Genomic DNA, 19938 nt, shown 5'->3' with positions numbered 1-19938 from the left:
AATTATGCCTGGCTTAAGGTTAAATTATCTTGTGGTTTGTCATAAAGCTTCGGTACCATTAATATTTGCCTGTAAAGTAAAAACACCACCACTATGCTTAACGATATATAAATACCTGTAAATAAGTAAAACGACCATGCTATGCCAGGCATAGGGGTAACGGCGTCAGCTGTGCGCATTACGCCCTGTATTATCCAGGGTTGCCGTCCGATTTCAGTCACCATCCATCCGGCCTCCACAGCAATAAAGCCTGTAGGCACAGCTATAATGAATAGTTTAAGCAGCCAGTTGCTGTAAATCCAATGCTTTTTAAACCAAATAGCAATTAAATACAATACCGAAATAAGCATCATAAACATGCCTAAACCCACCATAACCTGAAACGAGTAGTGCGTTATGGCCACGGGCGGTTGATTTTCAACAGGGATTTGATCAAGCGCTTCAACTGGCGTCTTAAAATCATCATACACTAAAAAGCTCAGCAAGCCCGGAATTTCCAGTCCGTAATGCACCTCCTGGGTTTTCACATCGGGTATACCACCTAAAACAAGCGGCGAGTAGGGTTTGGTATGAAAGTAAGCTTCCATTGCTGCCAGTTTGGCTGGTTGTCGCTTAGCTACGCTTTTAGCAGCAATATCGCCAGCAATAGGTTGTAACAGTGCTGCTACTGCTGCAAAACCTGCAGCAATTTTAAACGCCTGCTGGTGGAAGTGCACATTTTGCCGGCGTACAATCATAAGTGCATGTACGCCTGCTACGGCAAACCCTGTAGATGCGAATGCAGCAATAGTCATGTGCAGGGCTTCTGAAAACCAGGCTTCATTAAACATGGCTTTCATAGGGTCAATGTTTAGATATTGCCCATTTACGTAGTCAAACCCTGCCGGGCTGTTCATCCAAGAGTTAGCAGCAACTACCAATATGCCCGATGCCAATCCGCTGATGCCAACCACAACACCTGTAAACCAGTGAAAGTAGGGGTTAAGGCGCTCCCAACCGTACAAAAAGAAGCCAAGGGCTATAGCTTCTATAAAAAACGCCGTACCTTCTAACGAGAATGGCATACCAAATATTGGCCCGGCATGCTTCATGAAATTTGGCCATAAAAGCCCCAATTCAAATGATAGCATTGTGCCCGATACGGCCCCTGTAGCAAAGAATATAGCAACGCCTTTGCTCCAGGCTTTGGCAATATTTTTATGGGCGATGTCTTTAGTTTTTAGCCAGCGGTAGTGGGCTACAGCCATAAAAAAAGGCATCACCATGCCAATGCAGGCATATATAATATGAAACCCCAGCGAAAGGGCCATTTGCGAACGGGCAGCCAAAAAATTATCCATACGGTAATTGGTTTGTTACACAAAGCTAAGGTACTGACGAACAGCAGCAGTGTATATACTTTTTGCTAATTATATTGATTATTTATTGAAAATAATTGCGTTAGCAAATGAGTTTGGCATGAGGGTTAATTCGTTTACGCCGCTAGGGGAGCGAGTTTAAATCAACAAATATTCGGCTTCTTATATTGCTTGTCACTTGTTTTACGTTTACAAATCTATGTTACTGCTTAAGGCAGCTAATTGGGTAAATTAATTACTTTTGCAGCCTTGTTATTGTAAGGGTAACAGTGTTTTAACGTATATGAAGATTTTAGTTACCGGTACCGCTGGTTTTATTGGTTTTTATGTAGCTCAAAGACTTGCAAAGTTGGGTTTTGAAGTTATTGGCGTAGATAACATTAACACTTATTACGATACCGAGTTAAAGCACGGCAGGTTGCGGGCATCGGGTATCGAAACCAATGCGCTGAAAGATAACCAGCCCGTTAACAGCACTGTTTATGCTAACTACAGCTTTATAAAGTTGGATATATCTGACAGGGCACAAATGGAAAACCTGTTTGCAACCTATAAATTTGATGTAGTTTGCCATTTGGCAGCACAGGCCGGTGTACGCTATTCCATTACTAATCCTCATGACTATGCACTGAGCAACCTTTCAGGTTTCTTAAATATATTGGAGGGCTGCCGGACCATTAAAGTAAAGCACCTGGTTTATGCCAGTAGCTCAAGTGTTTATGGTTTAAACAGCAATACACCATTTTCGGTGCACCATGGAGCGGCGCACCCGGTTAGCCTGTATGCGGCCAGCAAAAAAAGTAACGAAATGATGGCTCATAGTTACAGCCATTTGTACCAGATACCCACCACCGGACTACGCTTTTTCACCGTTTACGGCCCTTGGGGCAGGCCCGATATGGCTTACTTTAAATTTGCTGATGCCATTATTAAGGGCGACCCGATTGATGTTTACAATAACGGCGACATGCAGCGCGATTTTACCTACGTTGATGACATTGTTGAAGGAATTATTCGGGTACTGGATAAGCCTGCACAGTCAAATCCTGCATGGAACAGCGGGCACCCCGACCCAGCAACTTCAAGCGCTCCATACCGTTTATACAACATTGGCAACTCGCAGCCTGTTAAGCTGATGAAATTTATAGAAGCGTTAGAAAACTCGATAGGTAAAAAGGCATTGATTAACTTTTTACCTATGCAAGCAGGAGATGTGCTGAGTACAGATGCTGATATGAATGACTTGGAAACGGAGTTTAACTACCAGCCTCAAACTAATATACAGGATGGTATTGGCCGGTTTGTTGCCTGGTTTAAAGATTTTTATAAGGTATAAGTTTATTCAATGGTTTGAGTGAGCTTAACCGAACTTAATAAGTTATTCTTGAAATAGTAGCTGCACTGCACCGTAGAGTCGTCGTTCACAATGTGAAACAAGTTAAACTTTGATTTTTTAAGTTCGAGTAATTGTAAAAACGCAGCCTTATCCATTCCAATTACAACATCTTTGTTAAGCGTTACACCTGCTCTTGTAATTAAGCCGTTTTCAATATAAAATCCTTCAGATGGCTTGTAAAACAAGGTTATTTTATTACCGGGGCTGCTAAAAGTATAAAAGTAATAGGGCTCGGTTCTATTTTCCTTTTTTTCTTCAACGCTTATTTTAACAGGTACGGTAAAGCGCTTTTTGATGCGGTTGGTATCTGCCGCTAATATGCGTCCCAATACTTTGCTGCTTAACTCGTTGTACACAATGGTAGTATCGGCAGGGGCAGGCTCATATCGTTGTATTGTTTGCTCTTTAGGCTTATTTTGGCAATACTGCATTAACATAGCTAAGGCGGCAACTGTTATTAAAACGTACTTACGAGGCATCTGCCAAATGTAATAATCAGTTAAGGAGCGATGCAATTTTTCTTTTTTAAACACCTTAAATCATCAACTTATATAATCATTTACTCAGGTATGTGATTTCGATAAAATAAAGTTATGTATTTGATATTATTAAACTTACCTTTAATTCCCTACCAATTTTTTACCTATGAATACCAAGATTATCAATTCGCTTGTACTGGCAATTTGCGGTATATTATTCTGGATTATTGTAGCCGATATTAACGGCAAATGGACGGGTTATGTTGATTACAACGGTAGCTTGGTACCCATGGCCTTCAATTTTAAAACTGAAGGTGAAAAACTTACTGGAACCACAGAAACTCCGCTTGGTGCAAGCGCAATAGAAGAAGGTAAGGTTGAGCGAGACCAAATTAACTTTAAAGTTGATTTGAATGGCTCAAAAGCAGTATTTACGGGGCATACCTTTGCAGATTCAATTAACCTCAAAATTAGCTATCAAGGTGGGGAATATCAAACTACTCTTAAACGCACCAGCGGCCAGTAACTAAAATAGGCTAATAAGGTAGTGATTGATTTTTTAGCACTCTACTACTTCCTGATCTATCCTTACGTTAGAAAATAAGGTTGACTGCATGATACGGTTAAGCAAAAACACAAACACAGGTGCAGCTAATATATCAATGGTATAATGAACGTGCTGTACCAGCAACAAGCACGCCATAGCTATTGTAGCAACAACAACTAATTTACGATCACTTTTACGGGGAAGGCAAAAATACATGGCTACCAGTGTTGATGTATGGCCTGAGTAGAAAAGATCTTTGGTAATTACCGCATGACCATAAAATATGCCGGTAACAGGGTCAACCAATTCAACTAAATTGGCCGGTGCTGCAAGCGGTACAAGGGTAATGGTAATTAACCGGGTAAGGCTAATTGCAACATAAAGCCATACATAACGCACATAGATGGCAGGGTTTTTAATAGCCCTTATGAGTGTTAAAAGGCCCATTCCCCATTCAATCAAAAATATATATAGCGATACATCATGGCTGGGTATGCGTGCCAATACATAATCATGTAACTGCACACCTGGGCGTTGCTCAATGTGCTGAAAAAACATGGGCATTCCTGAAAGAACGAGCGCAACCAGTACAGACCCAATGATCATGAGTGAACGCTGCGAAGTGCAATTCCAGGTAGCTTTCCAATTTTGCTTAAACGATATGCTTGTATTCCGGTTCAATTTATTACTAAACTAATATGGGTTTGCAAAAATAAGTGTTTTTGCATAATGTTAAATAATTTTTATGCGAATATGAATGTGATGTTAGGTGTGACTATAATTAGGTTTAATAGTTAACTTTGCGCCGCTAATTTTTTGAATATGAAATACAAGTTGGGTGATTTTGTACGCTTTGTGGATGAGAAGATGGAGGGATACGTTACCCGCATTTTTGATGATCAGATGATTGGCGTTACCGGGGAAGACGATTTTGAGATACCTGTACTAGCCAGTAAGGTAACCACTGTGCACGGGCACGTAGCAAAAGGGCAGTCTACCGGTACCCAGGCAGGGGCCGAAGCTGTAGTGCCTGCTGCTGAATTTAAAAAGCATGGCATATATTTAGGTGTAGTTAGTGATAACAAAGCCGCATCTGTGGTGCATTTTAACTTGGTTAATGATACATCGTACCAATTGCTGGTAACGCTTACAACAGAAGGTAAGCAGTTTAAAGGCGAATACCTGGGCATAATTGCGCCTGGAACAGGGGTGCCGGTATACTCTGCACAATTGGCTGATATACAACTTTGGCCAAAGTTTAACTTACAGGTGTTGTTTTTTACCCGACAAGATTTTGAGCCGCAACAACCGCTCACTTTTAGTGAAAAGTTTAAGGCTAAAGACTTTTCAGGAAGTAAAAAGTCTGTTCCGGTAGTTAATCAGCAGGGCTGGCTTATAAGACTTGACGAGCCGGAAATGGTAATAGATGCACAAAAATTAAAAGAAAGTTTTTTTAAGCCTGCGGCAGAAAAGCAAGAAATAGAAAAACCACAGTCGGAGGTAGATTTGCATATAGAAAAGCTGCGGAATGATTACCAGTTTATTAGCAGTCATGATATTCTGCGCATCCAGCTCGAGCAGTTTAAAAAAGCGCTTGATGCAGCAATAGTTCACCAATTGCCCGAGATTACATTTATACATGGTGCTGGCAACGGCATATTACGGCATGAACTGCACAAGCAATTGAGCAAGCATCAAAAAGTACAAACGTTTTTAGATGCCCGTAAAGAGAAGTTTGGTTACGGCGCAACAAAGGTATTATTGAAGTAACTCTTGTTTAATTTCGCTAATGGGAAGAGTGATTCCAACGATTTTGAAAGAATAACGACCGTTCTAATTAAAAGTAACAATAACTAAACTGTAGGTGTAATACAGTCAGTAAAATCACCGCATAAATTTAAAAGCATCGGTAATATCATTTTTTAATCGGTGTAATTTAACATAAAAATGAAAAGAGTAGTAATAACCGGAATGGGTGTAGTATCGGCCCTGGGTACCGATGTAGCAACCTTTTGGGATAATATTAAAAACGGTCGTAGCGGAGCTAAAGCAATTACCCGTTTTGATGCAACTAAATTCAAAACGCAGTTTGCAGCGCAACTGCCAAATGATTTTAGCGCATTGCAATTTTTAGATCGGAACGAAGTTAAGCGCAACGATTTGTACACGCAATATGCGTTAATAGCAGCTAAGCAGGCTATCGAAGATTCGGGTTTTGATGTATCGGCAATGTCGCCTTATGATGTGGGTGTAATATTTGGTTCGGCGCAAGGTGGTATGGAAACCTTTGAGCAGCAGGTGCGCGAGTACGTTGCTACAGACCACGAGCCGCATTTTAATCCATTTTTTATACCTAAAACGCTGGTAAATATGGCTGCAGGCTTAATTTCAATTAAGTATGGTTTTATGGGAATTAACTTTACTACCGTAACGGCCTGCGCAAGCGCCAATACAGCCATTATGGATGCGCTTAACTATATACGCTGGGGTAAAGCCAAAATTATTGTTACGGGTGGAGCTGATGCACCTATTACCGAAGCCTCAATAGGTGGCTACAATGCACTCAAAGCTTTATCAACGCGTAATACAGACCCTCAGGCAGCATCGAGGCCGTTTGATGTGGAGCGCGATGGCTTTGTAATGGGCGAGGGCGCAGGTGTATTAGTGCTTGAAGAATATGAACATGCCGTACAGCGCGGCGCAACTATCTATGCTGAAATAAGTGGTGCTGCCATGACAGGTGACGCTTACCATATAACCGCAACTCATCCAGAAGGTAAAGGTGCTATCAAAGCAATGGAATTAGCTTTACTGGACGCTGGCCTCAACCATGCCGATGTGGATTATATGAATGCTCATGCCACATCAACCCCGGTGGGTGATATAAGCGAAGCAAAAGCTATTCACGCAGCTTTTAGTAACAACAATGCACGTTTATCAGTAAGTGCTACTAAGTCAATGACTGGGCACCTATTGGGTGCAGCAGGGGCTATAGAAGCCATTATATCTGTTAAAGCAGTAACTGATAACGTTGTCCCACCAACAATTAATACAACAGAGTTCGACCCGCAATTACCGCATGATTTGCACATCGTTACCGGTTCGGCTATCGAAAAAACTGTAAACGTAGCCATGAGTAATACCTTTGGTTTTGGTGGCCACAACGCTGTTGCAGTGTTCAAAAAGATTTAATTATTGAAGTTTATAAGTGAAGAGCTGCCTGTTGAAGGCGGCTTTTTTTTGCGCATTTCTCTATGCGTTGAATTCATGAGGCTTTTGTCTTCAAGAAAATAAGTCAATAAGAGCAAGTTGGATTTGGAAACCAATTCAATTCAGCGAATAAAGGGAGGTTTAAGTGACTCAAATTGTCAGACGCTATAATTAATGCCATAAAAAAAGGCTGCCCTTTTGAGGCGGCCTTGAGTGTGATAAGGTTTAGGGAATATTACATAGCGTCAACTACATCCTGGTAGTAATCAAGACCTAAATGTGTAATTAAGTCTTCGCCCATCATGTGGCGCAGGGTGTTTTGCAACTTGGTTAACTGTTTAAATATATCGTGCTCAGGAGCTAAGCCTGGTGCAGTTTGCGGCGATTTAAGGTAGAATGATAACCACTCTTGAACACCACTCATACCTGCACGTTTAGCTAAATCGCTAAATAAAGCTAAGTCTAGTGCAACAGGTGCAGCAAGAATTGAATCGCGGCAAAGGAAGTTAATTTTGATTTGCATTTTGTAGCCTAACCAACCAAAAATGTCAATGTTATCCCAGCTTTCTTTTGCATCGCCGTGAGGAGGGTAGTAGTTGATACGTACTTTGTGGTACATATCGCCATACAAATCCTGGTTAATCTCCGGCTTGAAAATTTCTTCAAGAACGCTCAGTTTAGATACCTCTTTGGTTTTGAAGTTATCCGGATCGTCTAATACATAGCCATCACGGTTACCTAAAATATTAGTAGAGAACCAACCGTTTACACCTAACGCACGTGCTGCTAAACCAGGTGCAACTATAGTTTTCATTAAAGTTTGGCCTGTTTTAAAGTCTTTACCGGCAATTGGAGTTTCGGTATATTTTGCTAACTCCACTAAAGCAGGAATATCAACAGTTAAGTTAGGAGCGCCGTTAACAAATGGAATACCTAATTTTAATGCTGCGTACGCGTAAAGCATGCTTGGTGCAATCAGTTTATCATCATTAGCTAAACCTTGCTCAAATGCAACAACGCTTTGGTGTACTTGTGACTCTTCAAAGTAAACCTCGGTAGAGCCACACCATAGTACAACTACGCGATCCAAGCCATTTTGCTCCTGAAAGTTTTTAATATCTTCCATCAGTTCATTAGCCATATCTAAACGGGTACCGGTTTTAACGTGCGTACCGTCTAAGTTTTTAGCATAGTTTTTATCAAAAGCAGCGGTCATAGGTTTAACCGACTCTAACTCGGCTTTAACCGAATCAAGTAAGCTTCTTTCTAACACCTCAGCGTTAACAGCAGCTTCGTACACGTTATCTGAGTATACGTCCCAACCACCCCAAACAATGTCTGTAAGGTTGGCTAAAGGAACAAATTCTTTAATTTTCGGATAGCGATTTTCAGTTCTTTTACCAAGGCGGATGTTACCCATTTGTGTAAGGGCGCCAATTGGTTTAGATAAGCCTTTGTTTACTGCTTCAACACCGGCAATAAGCGTAGTAGCTACTGCACCTAATCCCGGAATCAGTATACCTAGCTTGCCATTTGCAGGTTTAACGTTGTTTTCCATCTTCTTTTTCTATTGTATTTTAATATAATATAAAGCCGTAGCTGTTTATATTTGTTGTCTGTTTGACAATTGCAAGCAAAAGCCAAAATTTATTTACTTAATCGATTTCGTAATTAAGTAAAATTATATCCCTTATCATAATGATAAGGGATATAATTTTACTTTATAACCACTTATTTTCTTTATACCAGGAAAGCGTTTCGGCTAACCCGCGCTCAAGATCGTACTGCGGTGCAAAATTTAATTCTTGCTGTGCTTTATCAATACTGCAAATCCAGCTTACTGCAGTCAGCTCATTCAGCTTTTCTACATTTAAGGCTGATGCTTTTTTTGTAATCCGGCTTACGCCTTCGGCAATACCAGCCACAACCCTTATTACAGGCACCGGCAAATGTATTTTAAATGTTTTAACGCTAAGTAAGCGTTTTGTAATATTTGCTAATTCATAACGGTCATAACGTTTTCCGTCAGAAAGCAAATAAGCGCTGTTATGTCCGTGTGTTAAACCCAAAACACATGCCTGGGCCAAGTCTTTAACATATATAAAGCTTAAGTATTGGTCTATACGGCCTATGTACGGTTCAAAGCCACCTGCAAATTGTTTAAGTACTATCAATATATCCTTATCACGCGGGCCGTATACAGCAGTTGGTCTTAGTATAACGTAATTTAAACCTTCAATTTGTTTAAACGCTTCTTCAGCACGTTTTTTACTGTTACCGTAAGCGGTAACCGGCGCTTGTATGCTATTTTCAGTAAGGCAACCTTCAGTTGTATTCAAAGGTCCCACTGCGGCTAAGCTGCTTACAAAAACAAACTTTTTAATACGTTTACTTTTAACCGCTGCCTTAGCAAGGTTTACCGCGTAGCCGGTATTAACTGCATCGTATTCGGCTGCAGAATTTGCTTTAGTTACACCTGCGGCGTGAATGATGTAATCATATTGATTTTCTGCAATTTCTTTACTTAAAGCGTCGATATCATTAAAGTTCGTATAAGCGTATTGTATATCAAATTCTTTTAAATGATCTACTTTACTGCTTTTACGTACCGCTGCGAAAACATCAAGGTTGGCTTTTAAAGCTGCTTCAACTAAATGATAACCTACAAAGCCACTTGCACCGGTAATCAGTACACGTTCTCTCATATAGCTTTTTCGTAGATGCGGTATTTCTTGTATGGGTCTCCTTTTATAGCTAGAATAGCATTGTTGATTAAATCATTGCTTTCCAAAGTCCATGAAGCCTCGGCGTAATCCAAACCTTTACGGCGATACTCTTTAATGATGGTACCATATAAACAAGCCTCAATACCCATTTTACGATAGCCGTCAACAACACCAAGCGTAATAATACGAATGCCTCTTATTTTCTTTTTACCTAATAATATTTTGAAAATACCGGTAGGGAGTAGGCGACCGCGTTTTACCTTACGCAAAATTTGATTTAAATCAGGTAGGGCAAGGCCAAACCCAATAATCTTACCTTTCTGCTCAGCCACAATCAAAAAATCAGGATCTAAAAGCATTTTCAGGTCTTTTGCCAGGTAATCCCACTCTTTATCGTTCATGGGTACAAAGCCTAGGTTTTTATCCCATGCAGCATTATACACATCGCGTATTGCTAAAGATTCTTCTTTGAAGTTTTTCATGTTTACGCTGCGTATAATGATGTCGTTACGCTTAAGGCGCTCCTGTATACGGTCTAAAAGCTGGAATGATTTATCATCATATCCTTCCTTGCCAAATTTAAAAGCTAGTAAGTCTACCTTTTTTTGCAAGCCGGCTTTTTCAATCAGCTCAGCGTAGTAGGCTGCGTTGTAGGTCATCATCACCAATGGCGGCGAATCAAAGCCCTGGATAAGCAATCCGCAAGTTTCATTAGTTGAAAAATTGACCGGACCAATAATGGTGCTTACTTTTTTGGTACGCAACCATTGTTCAGCCGTATCAAAAAGTAATGTAGCTACCTTCTCGTCATTTATACAGTCAAAAAAACCAAAAAAGCCATCATTGGCTTTGTTAAATTCATTATGGCTGTTATTTAAGATGGCGGCTATACGTCCAACCACTTTTTTGCCTTCGTAAGCCAAAAAGCATTGAAGTTCGTTGTGCTCGTGAAAGGGGTGGGTGGTTAGCAGGTCGCGCTGGGCTATAAACAACTCCGGAACATAGTTCGGGTCGTTTGCATACAGGTCGTGCGGAAAGTCTATAAAAGCAGCAAGCTCCTTTTTGGAGCTTACTGCGACAATATTTGTCATATTTTTTCTTTTACTGTAGTAACGCCTACTTCTTTAAATACACGCGATATTTTATCAACGGCTTCGTCTATCTGAGCAAACGTATGAGTTGCCATTAACGAGAAACGGAGTAATGATGAATCAGATGGTACAGCAGGAGATACCACCGGATTTACAAACACGCCATTATCTTGCAATAATTTGGTAACCGCAAAGGTCTTATCATTATCACGAATGTAAATAGGAAGAATAGGGCTTTCAGTAGGGCCTAAGTCAAAACCTTCTTCTGTAAGAAGTTTCATGGCATAATTGGTATTATCCCATAATTTTTCAATACGTTCAGGTTCGGCCTCAATAATATCCAGCGCGGCAATAACGCTTGCTACAGATGCCGGTGGCATACTTGCGCTAAACATTAGTGAACGTGCACGGTGTTTTAAATAATCTACTGTTTCATGATCGGCAGCTATAAAACCACCTAATGATGCAAACGACTTACTGAATGTACCCATAATAAGGTCAACATCATCATTCATGTTAAAGTGCGATGCTGTACCAGCACCATTTACACCAATAACACCAAGGCTGTGTGCATCATCTACAAAAATGTTGGCACCGTATTGCTCAGCTAATACTGCAACTTCAGGTAATTTAACAATGTCACCTTCCATGCTGAAGATACCGTCAACAGCAATTACTTTAACAGCTTCTTCGGGCAGCAGGGCCAATTTACGCTGTAAGTCCTGCATGTCATTGTGTGCATATTTAATTACACGTGAAAACGACAGGCGGCTACCGTCAATAATAGAGGCATGATCGTATTCGTCGAGTATTAAATAGTCGTTACGGCCGGTAATACATGATAATACGCCAAGATTAACCTGAAAGCCAGTACTAAAAAGCACGGCAGCTTCTTTACCTACATAGGCAGCCAAACGGTTTTCAAGCTCGATGTGAATATCAAGTGTACCGTTCAAAAATCTTGATCCGGCGCAACCTGTTCCGTATTTATCAACGGCTTTTTTAGATGCTTCTTTTATTTTAGGATGGTTGGTTAAGCCCAAATAAGAATTTGAACCAAACATAAGCACACGTTGCCCATCAATTATCACCTCAGTATCCTGACCAGATGAAATAGGTCTAAAAAATGGGTAAACACCCTTATCCCTCACATCTTTTACGTCTGTAAACTGAGCTATCTTCTCATGTAGTCTTTTACGCATTTATTAACCCTGCTTAAATTTTTTGTAAAAATACCAATCAAAAAGCTTAAAACTTATACTTGATATGTAAATTTTTTTAATGATATGGGTTAGGGCAATATTAATAGTATGCATTAACCCATGCTATCTATCTGGCAAAGTAATCAAAAATTTTAGATATCCGTATTACGCTTTTTAAAATTGTTTTAAAAAATTACATTTTTGAAACGATATAGTGTCTTAATGCTTCATTAATGTAAAATTTCAATTAGGGTTACCTTTTTGCTTTAATTATTGTGCAATATTGCCGCTCCTCTAATTAGTCTCTAATATAAAACTTATGCCCGTGTTGTATGTTCTGCACAAGCACGGTGCCATTACTCTATGAAAAATTTTTATCGGCTTTTATTAATCACAATTTTATTGGCTGCGCCATCCATTATTTTGGCGCAAACAGCAAAAGATACGCTTGCGAGCAAGCTAACCTTAGAGCAGTGTATTGATTTTGCGTTACGTAACCAACCCGCAGTTAGGCAAGCTAACATTGATGAAGAAATTAACGAAAAGGACATTCGCATCAGTTTGGCTGATTGGCTGCCACAGGTTAATTCAACGGGTAGTTTTCAACATTATTTACAGCGCTTCAATGCCTTTGCTGCATCCACAGGGGGAGGAACAAGCGCTGGCGGCGCAGGAGCCGGAACAGGCACTGGTGGTACCGGTGGCACTGGTGGTACCGGCAACGGTACAGGTGTAGGTGCAGGTGGTGGTGCAGTAGGCGGTCAGCAATTAGCCATTGCCAATAATGTATCAAACCTTGGTTTATCAGCCAGTCAGGTTATTTACAACAACGATGTTTTGCAGGCATCAAAAGCTTCTAAGTTTTCGAGACAGTATTATAAGCAAAACACTCAAAGCGCTAAAATTGATGTGGTATCAAACGTAAGTAAAGCCTTTTATGATTTGTTGTTGTCGCAACGCCAGCTTGATATTATTAATCAGGATATTGCCCGCCTGCAGCGTAATTTAAAAGATGCCAATGCCCGTTACCAAGCCGGAGTGGTTGATAAAATTGATGCTAAGCAAGCCACTATTGGTTTAAATAACTCTTTAGCAACGCGCAAGCAATTACAGGAGTCAGTAAATAGTCGTACTGCTTATTTAAAGCAGCTAATGGGATATACGCCTCAAAGGCCGCTTACCGTTACTTATGATTCGGTACGCCTTGAACGCGAAACGCTGATTGATACCAACCAGGTGCTCAACGTAAATAACCGCATTGAGTACAGCTTGCTCGAAACGCAAAAGAATTTAAACAATGTACGTGTAAGCTATTATAAATACGGTTTCCTTCCTTCGTTATCGGCAGTGGGATCATACAACTTGTTATACTTCAACAGTAGCTTATCCGGATTGTATAAAGATGCTTTTCCAACTTCTCTTGTAGGGCTGAATATTGCTATACCGATATTTCAGGGGACCAAACGCTTGCAAAACCTAAGTAAGGCACGCCTGCAGGTTAAGCGTACCGATCTTGATTTGGAAAACACACGTAATGCAATAAATACAGAGTTTACCCAGGCTATTGCAAACTATAAAAGCAACTATACTAACTACAACACGCTACGACAAAACGTTGAATTGGCAAAGGATGTATATAACATTGTAAGCCTGCAGTACAGGGAGGGCATTAAAACCTACCTTGACCTTATTGTTGCGCAAACTGATTTACGCACAGCTTCACTTAATTATTACAACGCGTTGTTCCAGCTGCTATCAAGTAAAGTTGATGTACAGCGGGCACTGGGAACTCTACCTGTACGATAAATTTTAGACTAAACTGATTATATGAAAACAATATATACCTTATCAGCCATTCCATTAGCCTTGCTTTTATGGACGGGCTGCAAAAATAAAGATGATAAGAGTGCAGCCGCTGCTGCTCCGCCAGCAACTCCTGTTAATGTAACCGAAGCTCAAAGGTTAAATTCGGTTTATTATGATCAATATCAGGGTACAGTAACCGCTTTAAGCAGCGTTGAACTGCGTGCGCAGGTTACGGGTTACATTACCGGTATATTCTTCAAAGAAGGTGAAGTAGTACCTAAGGGAAAGTTGCTTTATGAAATTGACCGCCGTAACTATGAAGCCGCTTATCAGCAGGCAAAAGCGAGTTTAGCCAGCTCAGAAGCAAACCTGGTTCGTGCAAAAAAGGATGCCGACCGTTACTCATTCCTGCTTAAACAGGATGCGGTTGCGCGCCAAACCTATGACCAGGCGGTGGCTACTCTGGCTACTGCGCAGGCACAGGTAGCATCATCAAAAGCAGGTGTATCAACAGCCCTTACAAATTTGTCTTATTCACGCATTGTTGCTCCGTTTACCGGTCGTATTGGTATTTCACAGGTAAGGCTTGGAGCTCAGGTAACGCCAGGAACTACCTTATTGAACACCATATCGAGTGAAAACCCCATTGGTGTTGATATAGTGATTAATGAGCAGTCGGTAGATCGTTTTTATGATTTGCAAAAACATACTACCGATTCAACTTTCCGGCTGAAACTTAGTACCGGCTCTATGTATAACCAAAAGGGGCGCATCTACGCTATTGATAGGGGCGTTAACAGTTTAACAGGCTCTGTTAAAGTAAGAGTGCAGTTTCCAAATCCTCAAGATAGTTTGCGCGATGGTATGAGCGGTGTACTGAATGTATTGAATGATCAGTCGGGCGAGCGAGTGCAAATACCTTATAAAGCCGTTACCGAGCAAATGGGAGAGTACTTTGTTTTCTTACAGGCCGATACTGTTGCCAAGCAGCAGAAAATAATTTTAGGCCCGCGTATTGGCGAAAACGTTGTGGTAATGGATGGTGTGAAAGAAGGCCAGAAGGTAATAACCGAAGGTTTTCAGCGTTTGCGCGATGGTGGTAAAATTACCATTGGCATGCCGCCGGCGCAAGGAGCTCAGGGCGGTACAGGTGCACCTGCCGGTGGAGCCCAGGGAGGCGGTGCTGCAGGTGGTGGCAAGGCCGAGGAAAAAAAGAAATAGCTGCCTGCAACGCGCTGTTTAAGGCAGAGAGCTTTGCAATAATGCAAATTAAGGTATAAAAGCCTTATTCAAAATACAGAAAATATCCCAAAAGCCATTCCTTGTTTTAGGGGGCACTTGGGTTAATAATTATACAATGATTGCAGATGTATTTATAAAAAGACCGGTTACTGCTATTGTTATCTCAATAGTAATTGTGGTAGTTGGTATATTATCTATAACCAGTTTGGCTATAGGACAGTACCCTGATATTACACCGCCAACGGTACAGGTAACGGGTAACTATACCGGTGCCGATGCGCTCACCGTTGAGCAAACGGTTGCTACCCCTGTAGAGGTGCAGGTGAACGGTACCCCGGGTATGACCTACCTGCAAAGTAACAGTACCAGCAACGGTCAAATGAGTATGACGGTTAACTTTGAAGTAGGCACTGACATTAACATTGCCGCGCTCGATGTACAAAACCGTGTAAGTATTGCCCAACCAACATTACCGCAGGAAGTGCAGCGTTTAGGTTTAACCGTGCGTAAGCGTAACCCAAGTATTTTAATGCTTGTGGCCATGTACTCGCCTAAAGGCACCCACGATGTTACCTATATTGACAACTATACCAACGTATTTATCAGGGATGCTTTATTGCGTACCAAGGGTGTAGGTGATGTGTTTACCCGTGCCGATGATTTCAGTATGCGTATTTGGCTTAAGCCCGATAAACTGGCCTCTTATGGTATGACTGCTGCCGAGGTTACAGCGGCCCTGCAGGAACAAAACGTGCAGGTAGCTGCCGGTACCGTAGGAGCGCCGCCGCAACTTAAAGGGCAAACATTTGAATATACTGTACTTACCAAAGGCCGTTTAGTTAAGCCCGAGGAGTTTGAAAACATCATTGTACGTACTCAGCCAAACACCGGCGCCTTAGTGCACTTACGAGATGTAGCTCGTGTTCAATTAGGTAAATTTAACTATACAGGTAACTCGTTTGTTGATGGTAAACGCGCCTCATACCTGTTGGTATACCAGGCACCTAACAGTAACTCACTTGAGACTGCTGAGGGGGTGTATGCCACAATGGAGCAGCTTAAGAAAACGTTCCCTGCTGATGTCGACTACGTTGTACCGTTTGAATCGGTAACGGTAGTAAAGGTATCGGTAGAAGAGGTTATACATACTTTGGTTGAAGCGCTGGCATTGGTTGTATTGGTAGTGTTCCTGTTCCTGCAAAGCTGGAGGGCAACCTTAATACCTGTTTTAGCTATCCCTGTTTCAATTATCGGCACGTTCATCTTCTTTATACCACTAGGCTTTACCATAAATACCCTTACACTATTTGGTTTTGTACTGGCTATAGGTATTGTGGTGGATGATGCCATTGTGGTGGTGGAAGCTGTACAGCACTATATGGACGAGGAGGGCATGTCGCCCCGGGAAGCTACAGAACACGCCATGCGTGATATATCGGCACCGGTAATTGCCATTGCGCTTATTTTGGCAGCGGTATTTGTGCCGGTAGGTTTCGTTCCGGGGATTGTGGGCAGGTTGTACCAACAGTTTGCAATCACCATTGCAATCTCGGTGCTTATATCGGCTTTTGTGGCTTTATCACTTACCCCGGCATTGTGTACCATTATGCTTAAGCCTCACAAAATTGATGAAAATTCAAAAGGCTGGCTCGACAGGTTCTTTTTCAAGTTTAATAATTGGTTTGCACGCGTAACCGAGAAATATGGCAATGGCGTACATCGCAGTATCAAAGCTTCGCGGTTTGTAGTCATATTGCTAATTTCTATCATAGTTGGTACTATGTTCCTGTTTAAAGGTAAGCCATCAGGCTTTTTACCTATCGAGGATGAAGGCCGTATTTTTGTGACTTATGATTTGCCCGAAGGTTCATCAACTGAACGTACCGTTGGCGTACTGAAAAATATGATGGCCACCATTGACAGCATACCGGGCATTGGCCACTATGCAGCATTAGGAGGTTTGAACGCAGTTAACTTTGCAAGTAAATCAAACAGTGCTACAGTATTCGTGCAGCTTAAGCCCTGGGCCGAACGTAAAGGCGATGGTGAAGATGCTGCAGGTATAGTTGCAAAATTACAACAACGGCTAGCCCGCTACAAGGAAGCTAGCGTGGTGGTAATTCAGCCGCCGGCAATCCCTGGTTTGGGTAATACTGCTGGTTTCTCATTTATATTTGAAGAGAAGCAGGCAGGCGGCGACATCAAAACATTTGAAAAAACCTTGCAAGGCTTTATTGCCGCATTGGGTCAACGTAAAGAAATATCACGTTCGTTCTCCTTCTTTACTGCCCGTACACCGGCCTACCAGCTTACTGTTGACCGTGAGAAGGCAAAACGCCTGGGGGTGCAGATTTCAGATATTAATAATGCCCTGCAAACCTATTTGGGTAGTGCCTACATTAACGACTTTACTATTTACGGTCGCAACTTCCGTGTGGTAGCACAGGCCGATACATCTTACCGTACCAGCATACAAAACCTGGGACAATTCTTTGTTCGCAATTCATCAGGTACTATGGTGCCCCTTAGTACGGTTACTTCTTACAAAGTTATTGAGAACGCACCGCTTATATCACATTACAACTTATTCCGCTCTGCCGAAATTAACGGTAGTCCTGCACCGGGTTACAGTAGCGGTGATGCAATCAAAGCCTTACAGGAAACTGCCGCGCAGTATTTACCGGAGGGGTATGGCTACGAATTTTCGGGTCTAAGTCGCGAGGAAATGCTATCTGGTTCGAAAACTGTTTACATATTTGCGTTATCAATTGGTTTCGTATTCTTGTTCCTTGCAGCATTGTATGAAAGCTGGTCGGTACCGTTCTCGGTTATGCTGGCTGTACCATTGGGAGCATTTGGTGCAATTCTATTCCTTACCTTTTTACCAAAGCTTACCAACAACGTATACGCGCAAATTGGTTTAATTACGCTCATTGGTCTCTCGGCTAAAAACGCCATCCTGATTGTGGAGTTTGCTAAGGAAAGGTTAGATGCCGGCCATGGGCTGGAAAAATCGGTATTGGAAGCCGTTAGGTTGCGTTTACGGCCAATTATCATGACCTCGCTTGCCTTTATATTAGGTGTAGTTCCGCTTATGATTGCGTCAGGAGCAGGTGCCGAAGCTCGTAAAACCATTGGTTGGACAGTGTTTGGTGGTATGCTCGCAGCAACCTCACTGGCTGTGTTTGTAGTGCCGGTACTATTTTACATTATTACACACTTTGCATACGGCGAAAAGAAACTTGCCGAACTAGAGCAAAACCGTAAGGATGACGGTCAAGAACATCATTAAGAAATAAAAAAGGAGCTTCAATCATTGAAGCTCCTTTTTTTGATAAAAAATTAATCGTAATATTGCGATAGATGGGCGCTAGTAAAACCGAAATATTTACCAATGAACAAAATCAATTAGCTAGTATGCTTAAAGCATTAGCTCACCCGGCCCGTATTGCAATTTTGCAGCACATTATAAAAGCGAATGCATGTGTTTGCGGCCACTTGGTTGATGAGCTGGGACTGGCACAGGCAACAGTTTCACAGCATTTAAAAGAGTTGAAAAATGCCGGTATTATACAGGGCACAATTGATGGAGTAAGTATTTGTTATTGCATTGAGCCCAAAGCATGGAATATACTTGCCGTACAGGTGGACGGCTTATTTGCTTCATACAAGCAGCCAACAACCTGCTGTTAAAAAAAATTATTCAAATCAATCGTAATATTACGATTTAAATTTAAGATTATGGAAATGATGAACTGGAAAGATTTCAAAAATGAATTGCTGGCTAATCCTCAGCTTACGTTACAGTTTAAGTATGCCGACGATAAGTGGGTTGATGCTTCTTATCATATTACGGAAATTAAGCGCACATTGGTCAATTCGGTTGATTGCGGTGGCGTACTTAATGCCTGGACAGAGGTTGTGGTGCAGTTATGGGAACCTGAGGGCCAACAGGAGGAGCGTGCTATGGAAGTGAGTAAAGCGCTGTCAATAATTCAGCTTGTTGAAAAATCTTTACCTCTTAATCCTGATGCTGTGGTTAAAGTGGAGTTTGGTAATTCAACTTATGATACCAGGCAGTTATTGCCAAAGGGCTTTATTGTTGATGGCGATAATTTAACAGTTGATCTGCGTCCTGATTCGGTAACCTGCAAGGCAATTGAACGTGGCGGAAGCTGCGGTACAACATCAACAGGGGAAGAGTGTTGCGCGCCGCCTGTTCAGGTAAAGCCAAAAATTCAATTAGTTAATCTGGCATCATCTGCAACCGCTTGTACTCCCGGATCAGGTTGTTGCTAAATTATAGTTATGAAAAATATTTTGGTGTTATGCACCGGTAACAGTTGCCGGAGTCAAATTGCTGAAGGTTATTTGAGGCTTTATGCAGGTAATAAGGCTGAGATTTACAGTGCCGGTGTTGAAACACATGGATTAAACCCCAAGGCCGTAACAGTTATGGCTGAAGACGGAGTAGATATATCAACACATACATCAAATCACGTAAATGAATATAATGATGTTCACTTTGAGTACGTAATAACTGTTTGCGATCACGCCAAAGAGGTTTGTCCTGTGTTGCCGAACAATGCAAGGCATTTTCATTTTAATTTTCCCGACCCTGCCAAAGCCACAGGTGCTAATGAAGATGTAATCAATCAATTTAGAATTGTAAGGAACATGATTAAAGATTATGCTGCAAGGTTTATTGAACGTGAGTTGAGTTAGCATTCTCAAAAATTTATCCTTAATACATCATGTTTATAAACGTAATTTAAAAGTGGCTTGTTTGTAGCCTTAAACTGACAATGTTATTTGAAATAAATACAGGACAGAATGTATCTATGGCTTGCGCGTGTCATGTTTGGTGTTTATAGCTGTTTT

The 19938-nt window shown here is 41.4% G+C and carries 17 protein-coding genes; 10 read left to right on the top strand and 7 right to left on the bottom strand.

What is annotated here, in order from left to right:
• Window positions 1–2 precede the first annotated feature (2 nt).
• Complete coding sequence (locus GO816_RS01010) at window positions 3–1340, bottom strand: cytochrome ubiquinol oxidase subunit I (RefSeq protein WP_157539492.1); 1338 nt, start codon at window positions 1338–1340, stop codon at window positions 3–5.
• Between the two features lie 301 nt (window positions 1341–1641).
• Here GO816_RS01010 and GO816_RS01005 point away from each other — a divergent pair, with 301 nt between their 5' ends.
• Window positions 1642–2694: an NAD-dependent epimerase gene (locus GO816_RS01005; protein ID WP_157539491.1), complete on the top strand. Its 1053-nt coding sequence runs from the start codon at window positions 1642–1644 to the stop codon at window positions 2692–2694.
• Window positions 2695–2696: 2 nt separating this feature from the next.
• Here the strand turns inward: GO816_RS01005 and GO816_RS01000 are convergent, their stop codons facing one another.
• Complete coding sequence (locus tag GO816_RS01000) at window positions 2697–3233, bottom strand: hypothetical protein (RefSeq protein ID WP_157539490.1); 537 nt, start codon at window positions 3231–3233, stop codon at window positions 2697–2699.
• 166 nt (window positions 3234–3399) lie between these two features.
• On the opposite strand from GO816_RS01000, the gene GO816_RS00995 reads away from it, so the two are divergent.
• A complete protein-coding gene (locus GO816_RS00995; RefSeq protein ID WP_157539489.1) occupies window positions 3400–3759 on the top strand; it encodes a hypothetical protein in 360 nt (119 codons plus the stop codon).
• 33 nt (window positions 3760–3792) lie between these two features.
• Here the strand turns inward: GO816_RS00995 and GO816_RS00990 are convergent, their stop codons facing one another.
• Window positions 3793–4386 carry a phosphatase PAP2-related protein gene (locus GO816_RS00990; RefSeq protein WP_198171388.1) on the bottom strand — a complete coding sequence of 198 codons (594 nt, stop codon included), beginning with the start codon at window positions 4384–4386 and terminating at the stop codon, window positions 3793–3795.
• 216 nt (window positions 4387–4602) lie between these two features.
• Here GO816_RS00990 and GO816_RS00985 point away from each other — a divergent pair, with 216 nt between their 5' ends.
• Together GO816_RS00985 and fabF are read left to right on the top strand one after the other, a co-directional pair.
• Window positions 4603–5550, top strand: a complete 948-nt coding sequence (locus tag GO816_RS00985) for a Smr/MutS family protein (protein WP_157539487.1) — start codon at window positions 4603–4605, stop codon at window positions 5548–5550.
• A gap of 177 nt (window positions 5551–5727) precedes the next feature.
• A complete protein-coding gene (gene fabF, locus GO816_RS00980; RefSeq protein WP_157539486.1) occupies window positions 5728–6972 on the top strand; it encodes a beta-ketoacyl-ACP synthase II in 1245 nt (414 codons plus the stop codon).
• A 253-nt stretch (window positions 6973–7225) separates the two neighbouring features.
• Here fabF and GO816_RS00975 read toward each other — a convergent pair whose 3' ends face one another.
• The 4 genes from GO816_RS00975 to spt form a co-directional block, all read right to left on the bottom strand.
• A complete protein-coding gene (locus GO816_RS00975; protein WP_157539485.1) occupies window positions 7226–8548 on the bottom strand; it encodes an inositol-3-phosphate synthase in 1323 nt (440 codons plus the stop codon).
• Window positions 8549–8711: 163 nt separating this feature from the next.
• Entirely contained in the window at window positions 8712–9695 is a 984-nt protein-coding gene (locus GO816_RS00970; protein WP_157539484.1) for an NAD-dependent epimerase/dehydratase family protein, read from the bottom strand.
• Window positions 9692–10807, bottom strand: a complete 1116-nt coding sequence (locus GO816_RS00965; RefSeq protein WP_157539483.1) for a hypothetical protein — start codon at window positions 10805–10807, stop codon at window positions 9692–9694. Before GO816_RS00965 ends, GO816_RS00970 begins: the two co-directional genes overlap by 4 nt.
• Window positions 10804–12009: a serine palmitoyltransferase gene (gene spt, locus GO816_RS00960; RefSeq protein WP_157539482.1), complete on the bottom strand. Its 1206-nt coding sequence runs from the start codon at window positions 12007–12009 to the stop codon at window positions 10804–10806. Before spt ends, GO816_RS00965 begins: the two co-directional genes overlap by 4 nt.
• Before the next feature lie 402 nt (window positions 12010–12411).
• Here spt and GO816_RS00955 point away from each other — a divergent pair, with 402 nt between their 5' ends.
• The 6 genes from GO816_RS00955 (at window position 12412) to GO816_RS00930 (ending at window position 19782) form a co-directional block, all read left to right on the top strand.
• The gene (locus tag GO816_RS00955; RefSeq protein WP_198171387.1) at window positions 12412–13815 is read left to right on the top strand and encodes a TolC family protein; all 1404 of its coding nucleotides are present in this window, start codon (window positions 12412–12414) and stop codon (window positions 13813–13815) included.
• A gap of 21 nt (window positions 13816–13836) precedes the next feature.
• A complete protein-coding gene (locus tag GO816_RS00950; protein WP_157539480.1) occupies window positions 13837–15036 on the top strand; it encodes an efflux RND transporter periplasmic adaptor subunit in 1200 nt (399 codons plus the stop codon).
• A 136-nt stretch (window positions 15037–15172) separates the two neighbouring features.
• On the top strand, window positions 15173–18349 hold the full coding sequence (locus tag GO816_RS00945) for an efflux RND transporter permease subunit (protein ID WP_157539479.1): 3177 nt from the start codon (window positions 15173–15175) through the stop codon (window positions 18347–18349).
• Window positions 18350–18420: 71 nt separating this feature from the next.
• A complete protein-coding gene (locus tag GO816_RS00940) occupies window positions 18421–18750 on the top strand; it encodes an ArsR/SmtB family transcription factor (RefSeq protein WP_157539478.1) in 330 nt (109 codons plus the stop codon).
• A 48-nt stretch (window positions 18751–18798) separates the two neighbouring features.
• The gene (locus GO816_RS00935) at window positions 18799–19356 is read left to right on the top strand and encodes a DUF6428 family protein (RefSeq protein ID WP_157539477.1); all 558 of its coding nucleotides are present in this window, start codon (window positions 18799–18801) and stop codon (window positions 19354–19356) included.
• 9 nt (window positions 19357–19365) lie between these two features.
• A complete protein-coding gene (locus tag GO816_RS00930) occupies window positions 19366–19782 on the top strand; it encodes an arsenate reductase ArsC (protein ID WP_157539476.1) in 417 nt (138 codons plus the stop codon).
• The last annotated feature ends 156 nt before the right edge of the window (window positions 19783–19938 follow it).

The organism is Mucilaginibacter aquatilis, from assembly GCF_009755275.1.
GTDB lineage: Bacteria > Bacteroidota > Bacteroidia > Sphingobacteriales > Sphingobacteriaceae > Mucilaginibacter > Mucilaginibacter aquatilis.
The sequence above is the reverse complement of the archived record's forward strand: the minus strand, read 5'-3'. Positions and strand labels throughout refer to the sequence as shown.

Coding starts and splice junctions, on each gene's coding strand:
- GO816_RS01010 (WP_157539492.1), bottom strand. CDS start 1,340: ATGGATAATTTTTTGGCTGCCCGTTCGCAAATGGCCCTTTCGCTGGGG.
- GO816_RS01005 (WP_157539491.1), top strand. CDS start 1,642: ATGAAGATTTTAGTTACCGGTACCGCTGGTTTTATTGGTTTTTATGTA.
- GO816_RS01000 (WP_157539490.1), bottom strand. CDS start 3,233: ATGCCTCGTAAGTACGTTTTAATAACAGTTGCCGCCTTAGCTATGTTA.
- GO816_RS00995 (WP_157539489.1), top strand. CDS start 3,400: ATGAATACCAAGATTATCAATTCGCTTGTACTGGCAATTTGCGGTATA.
- GO816_RS00990 (WP_198171388.1), bottom strand. CDS start 4,386: ATGATCATTGGGTCTGTACTGGTTGCGCTCGTTCTTTCAGGAATGCCC.
- GO816_RS00985 (WP_157539487.1), top strand. CDS start 4,603: ATGAAATACAAGTTGGGTGATTTTGTACGCTTTGTGGATGAGAAGATG.
- fabF (WP_157539486.1), top strand. CDS start 5,728: ATGAAAAGAGTAGTAATAACCGGAATGGGTGTAGTATCGGCCCTGGGT.
- GO816_RS00975 (WP_157539485.1), bottom strand. CDS start 8,548: ATGGAAAACAACGTTAAACCTGCAAATGGCAAGCTAGGTATACTGATT.
- GO816_RS00970 (WP_157539484.1), bottom strand. CDS start 9,695: ATGAGAGAACGTGTACTGATTACCGGTGCAAGTGGCTTTGTAGGTTAT.
- GO816_RS00965 (WP_157539483.1), bottom strand. CDS start 10,807: ATGACAAATATTGTCGCAGTAAGCTCCAAAAAGGAGCTTGCTGCTTTT.
- spt (WP_157539482.1), bottom strand. CDS start 12,009: ATGCGTAAAAGACTACATGAGAAGATAGCTCAGTTTACAGACGTAAAA.
- GO816_RS00950 (WP_157539480.1), top strand. CDS start 13,837: ATGAAAACAATATATACCTTATCAGCCATTCCATTAGCCTTGCTTTTA.
- GO816_RS00945 (WP_157539479.1), top strand. CDS start 15,173: ATGATTGCAGATGTATTTATAAAAAGACCGGTTACTGCTATTGTTATC.
- GO816_RS00940 (WP_157539478.1), top strand. CDS start 18,421: ATGGGCGCTAGTAAAACCGAAATATTTACCAATGAACAAAATCAATTA.
- GO816_RS00935 (WP_157539477.1), top strand. CDS start 18,799: ATGGAAATGATGAACTGGAAAGATTTCAAAAATGAATTGCTGGCTAAT.
- GO816_RS00930 (WP_157539476.1), top strand. CDS start 19,366: ATGAAAAATATTTTGGTGTTATGCACCGGTAACAGTTGCCGGAGTCAA.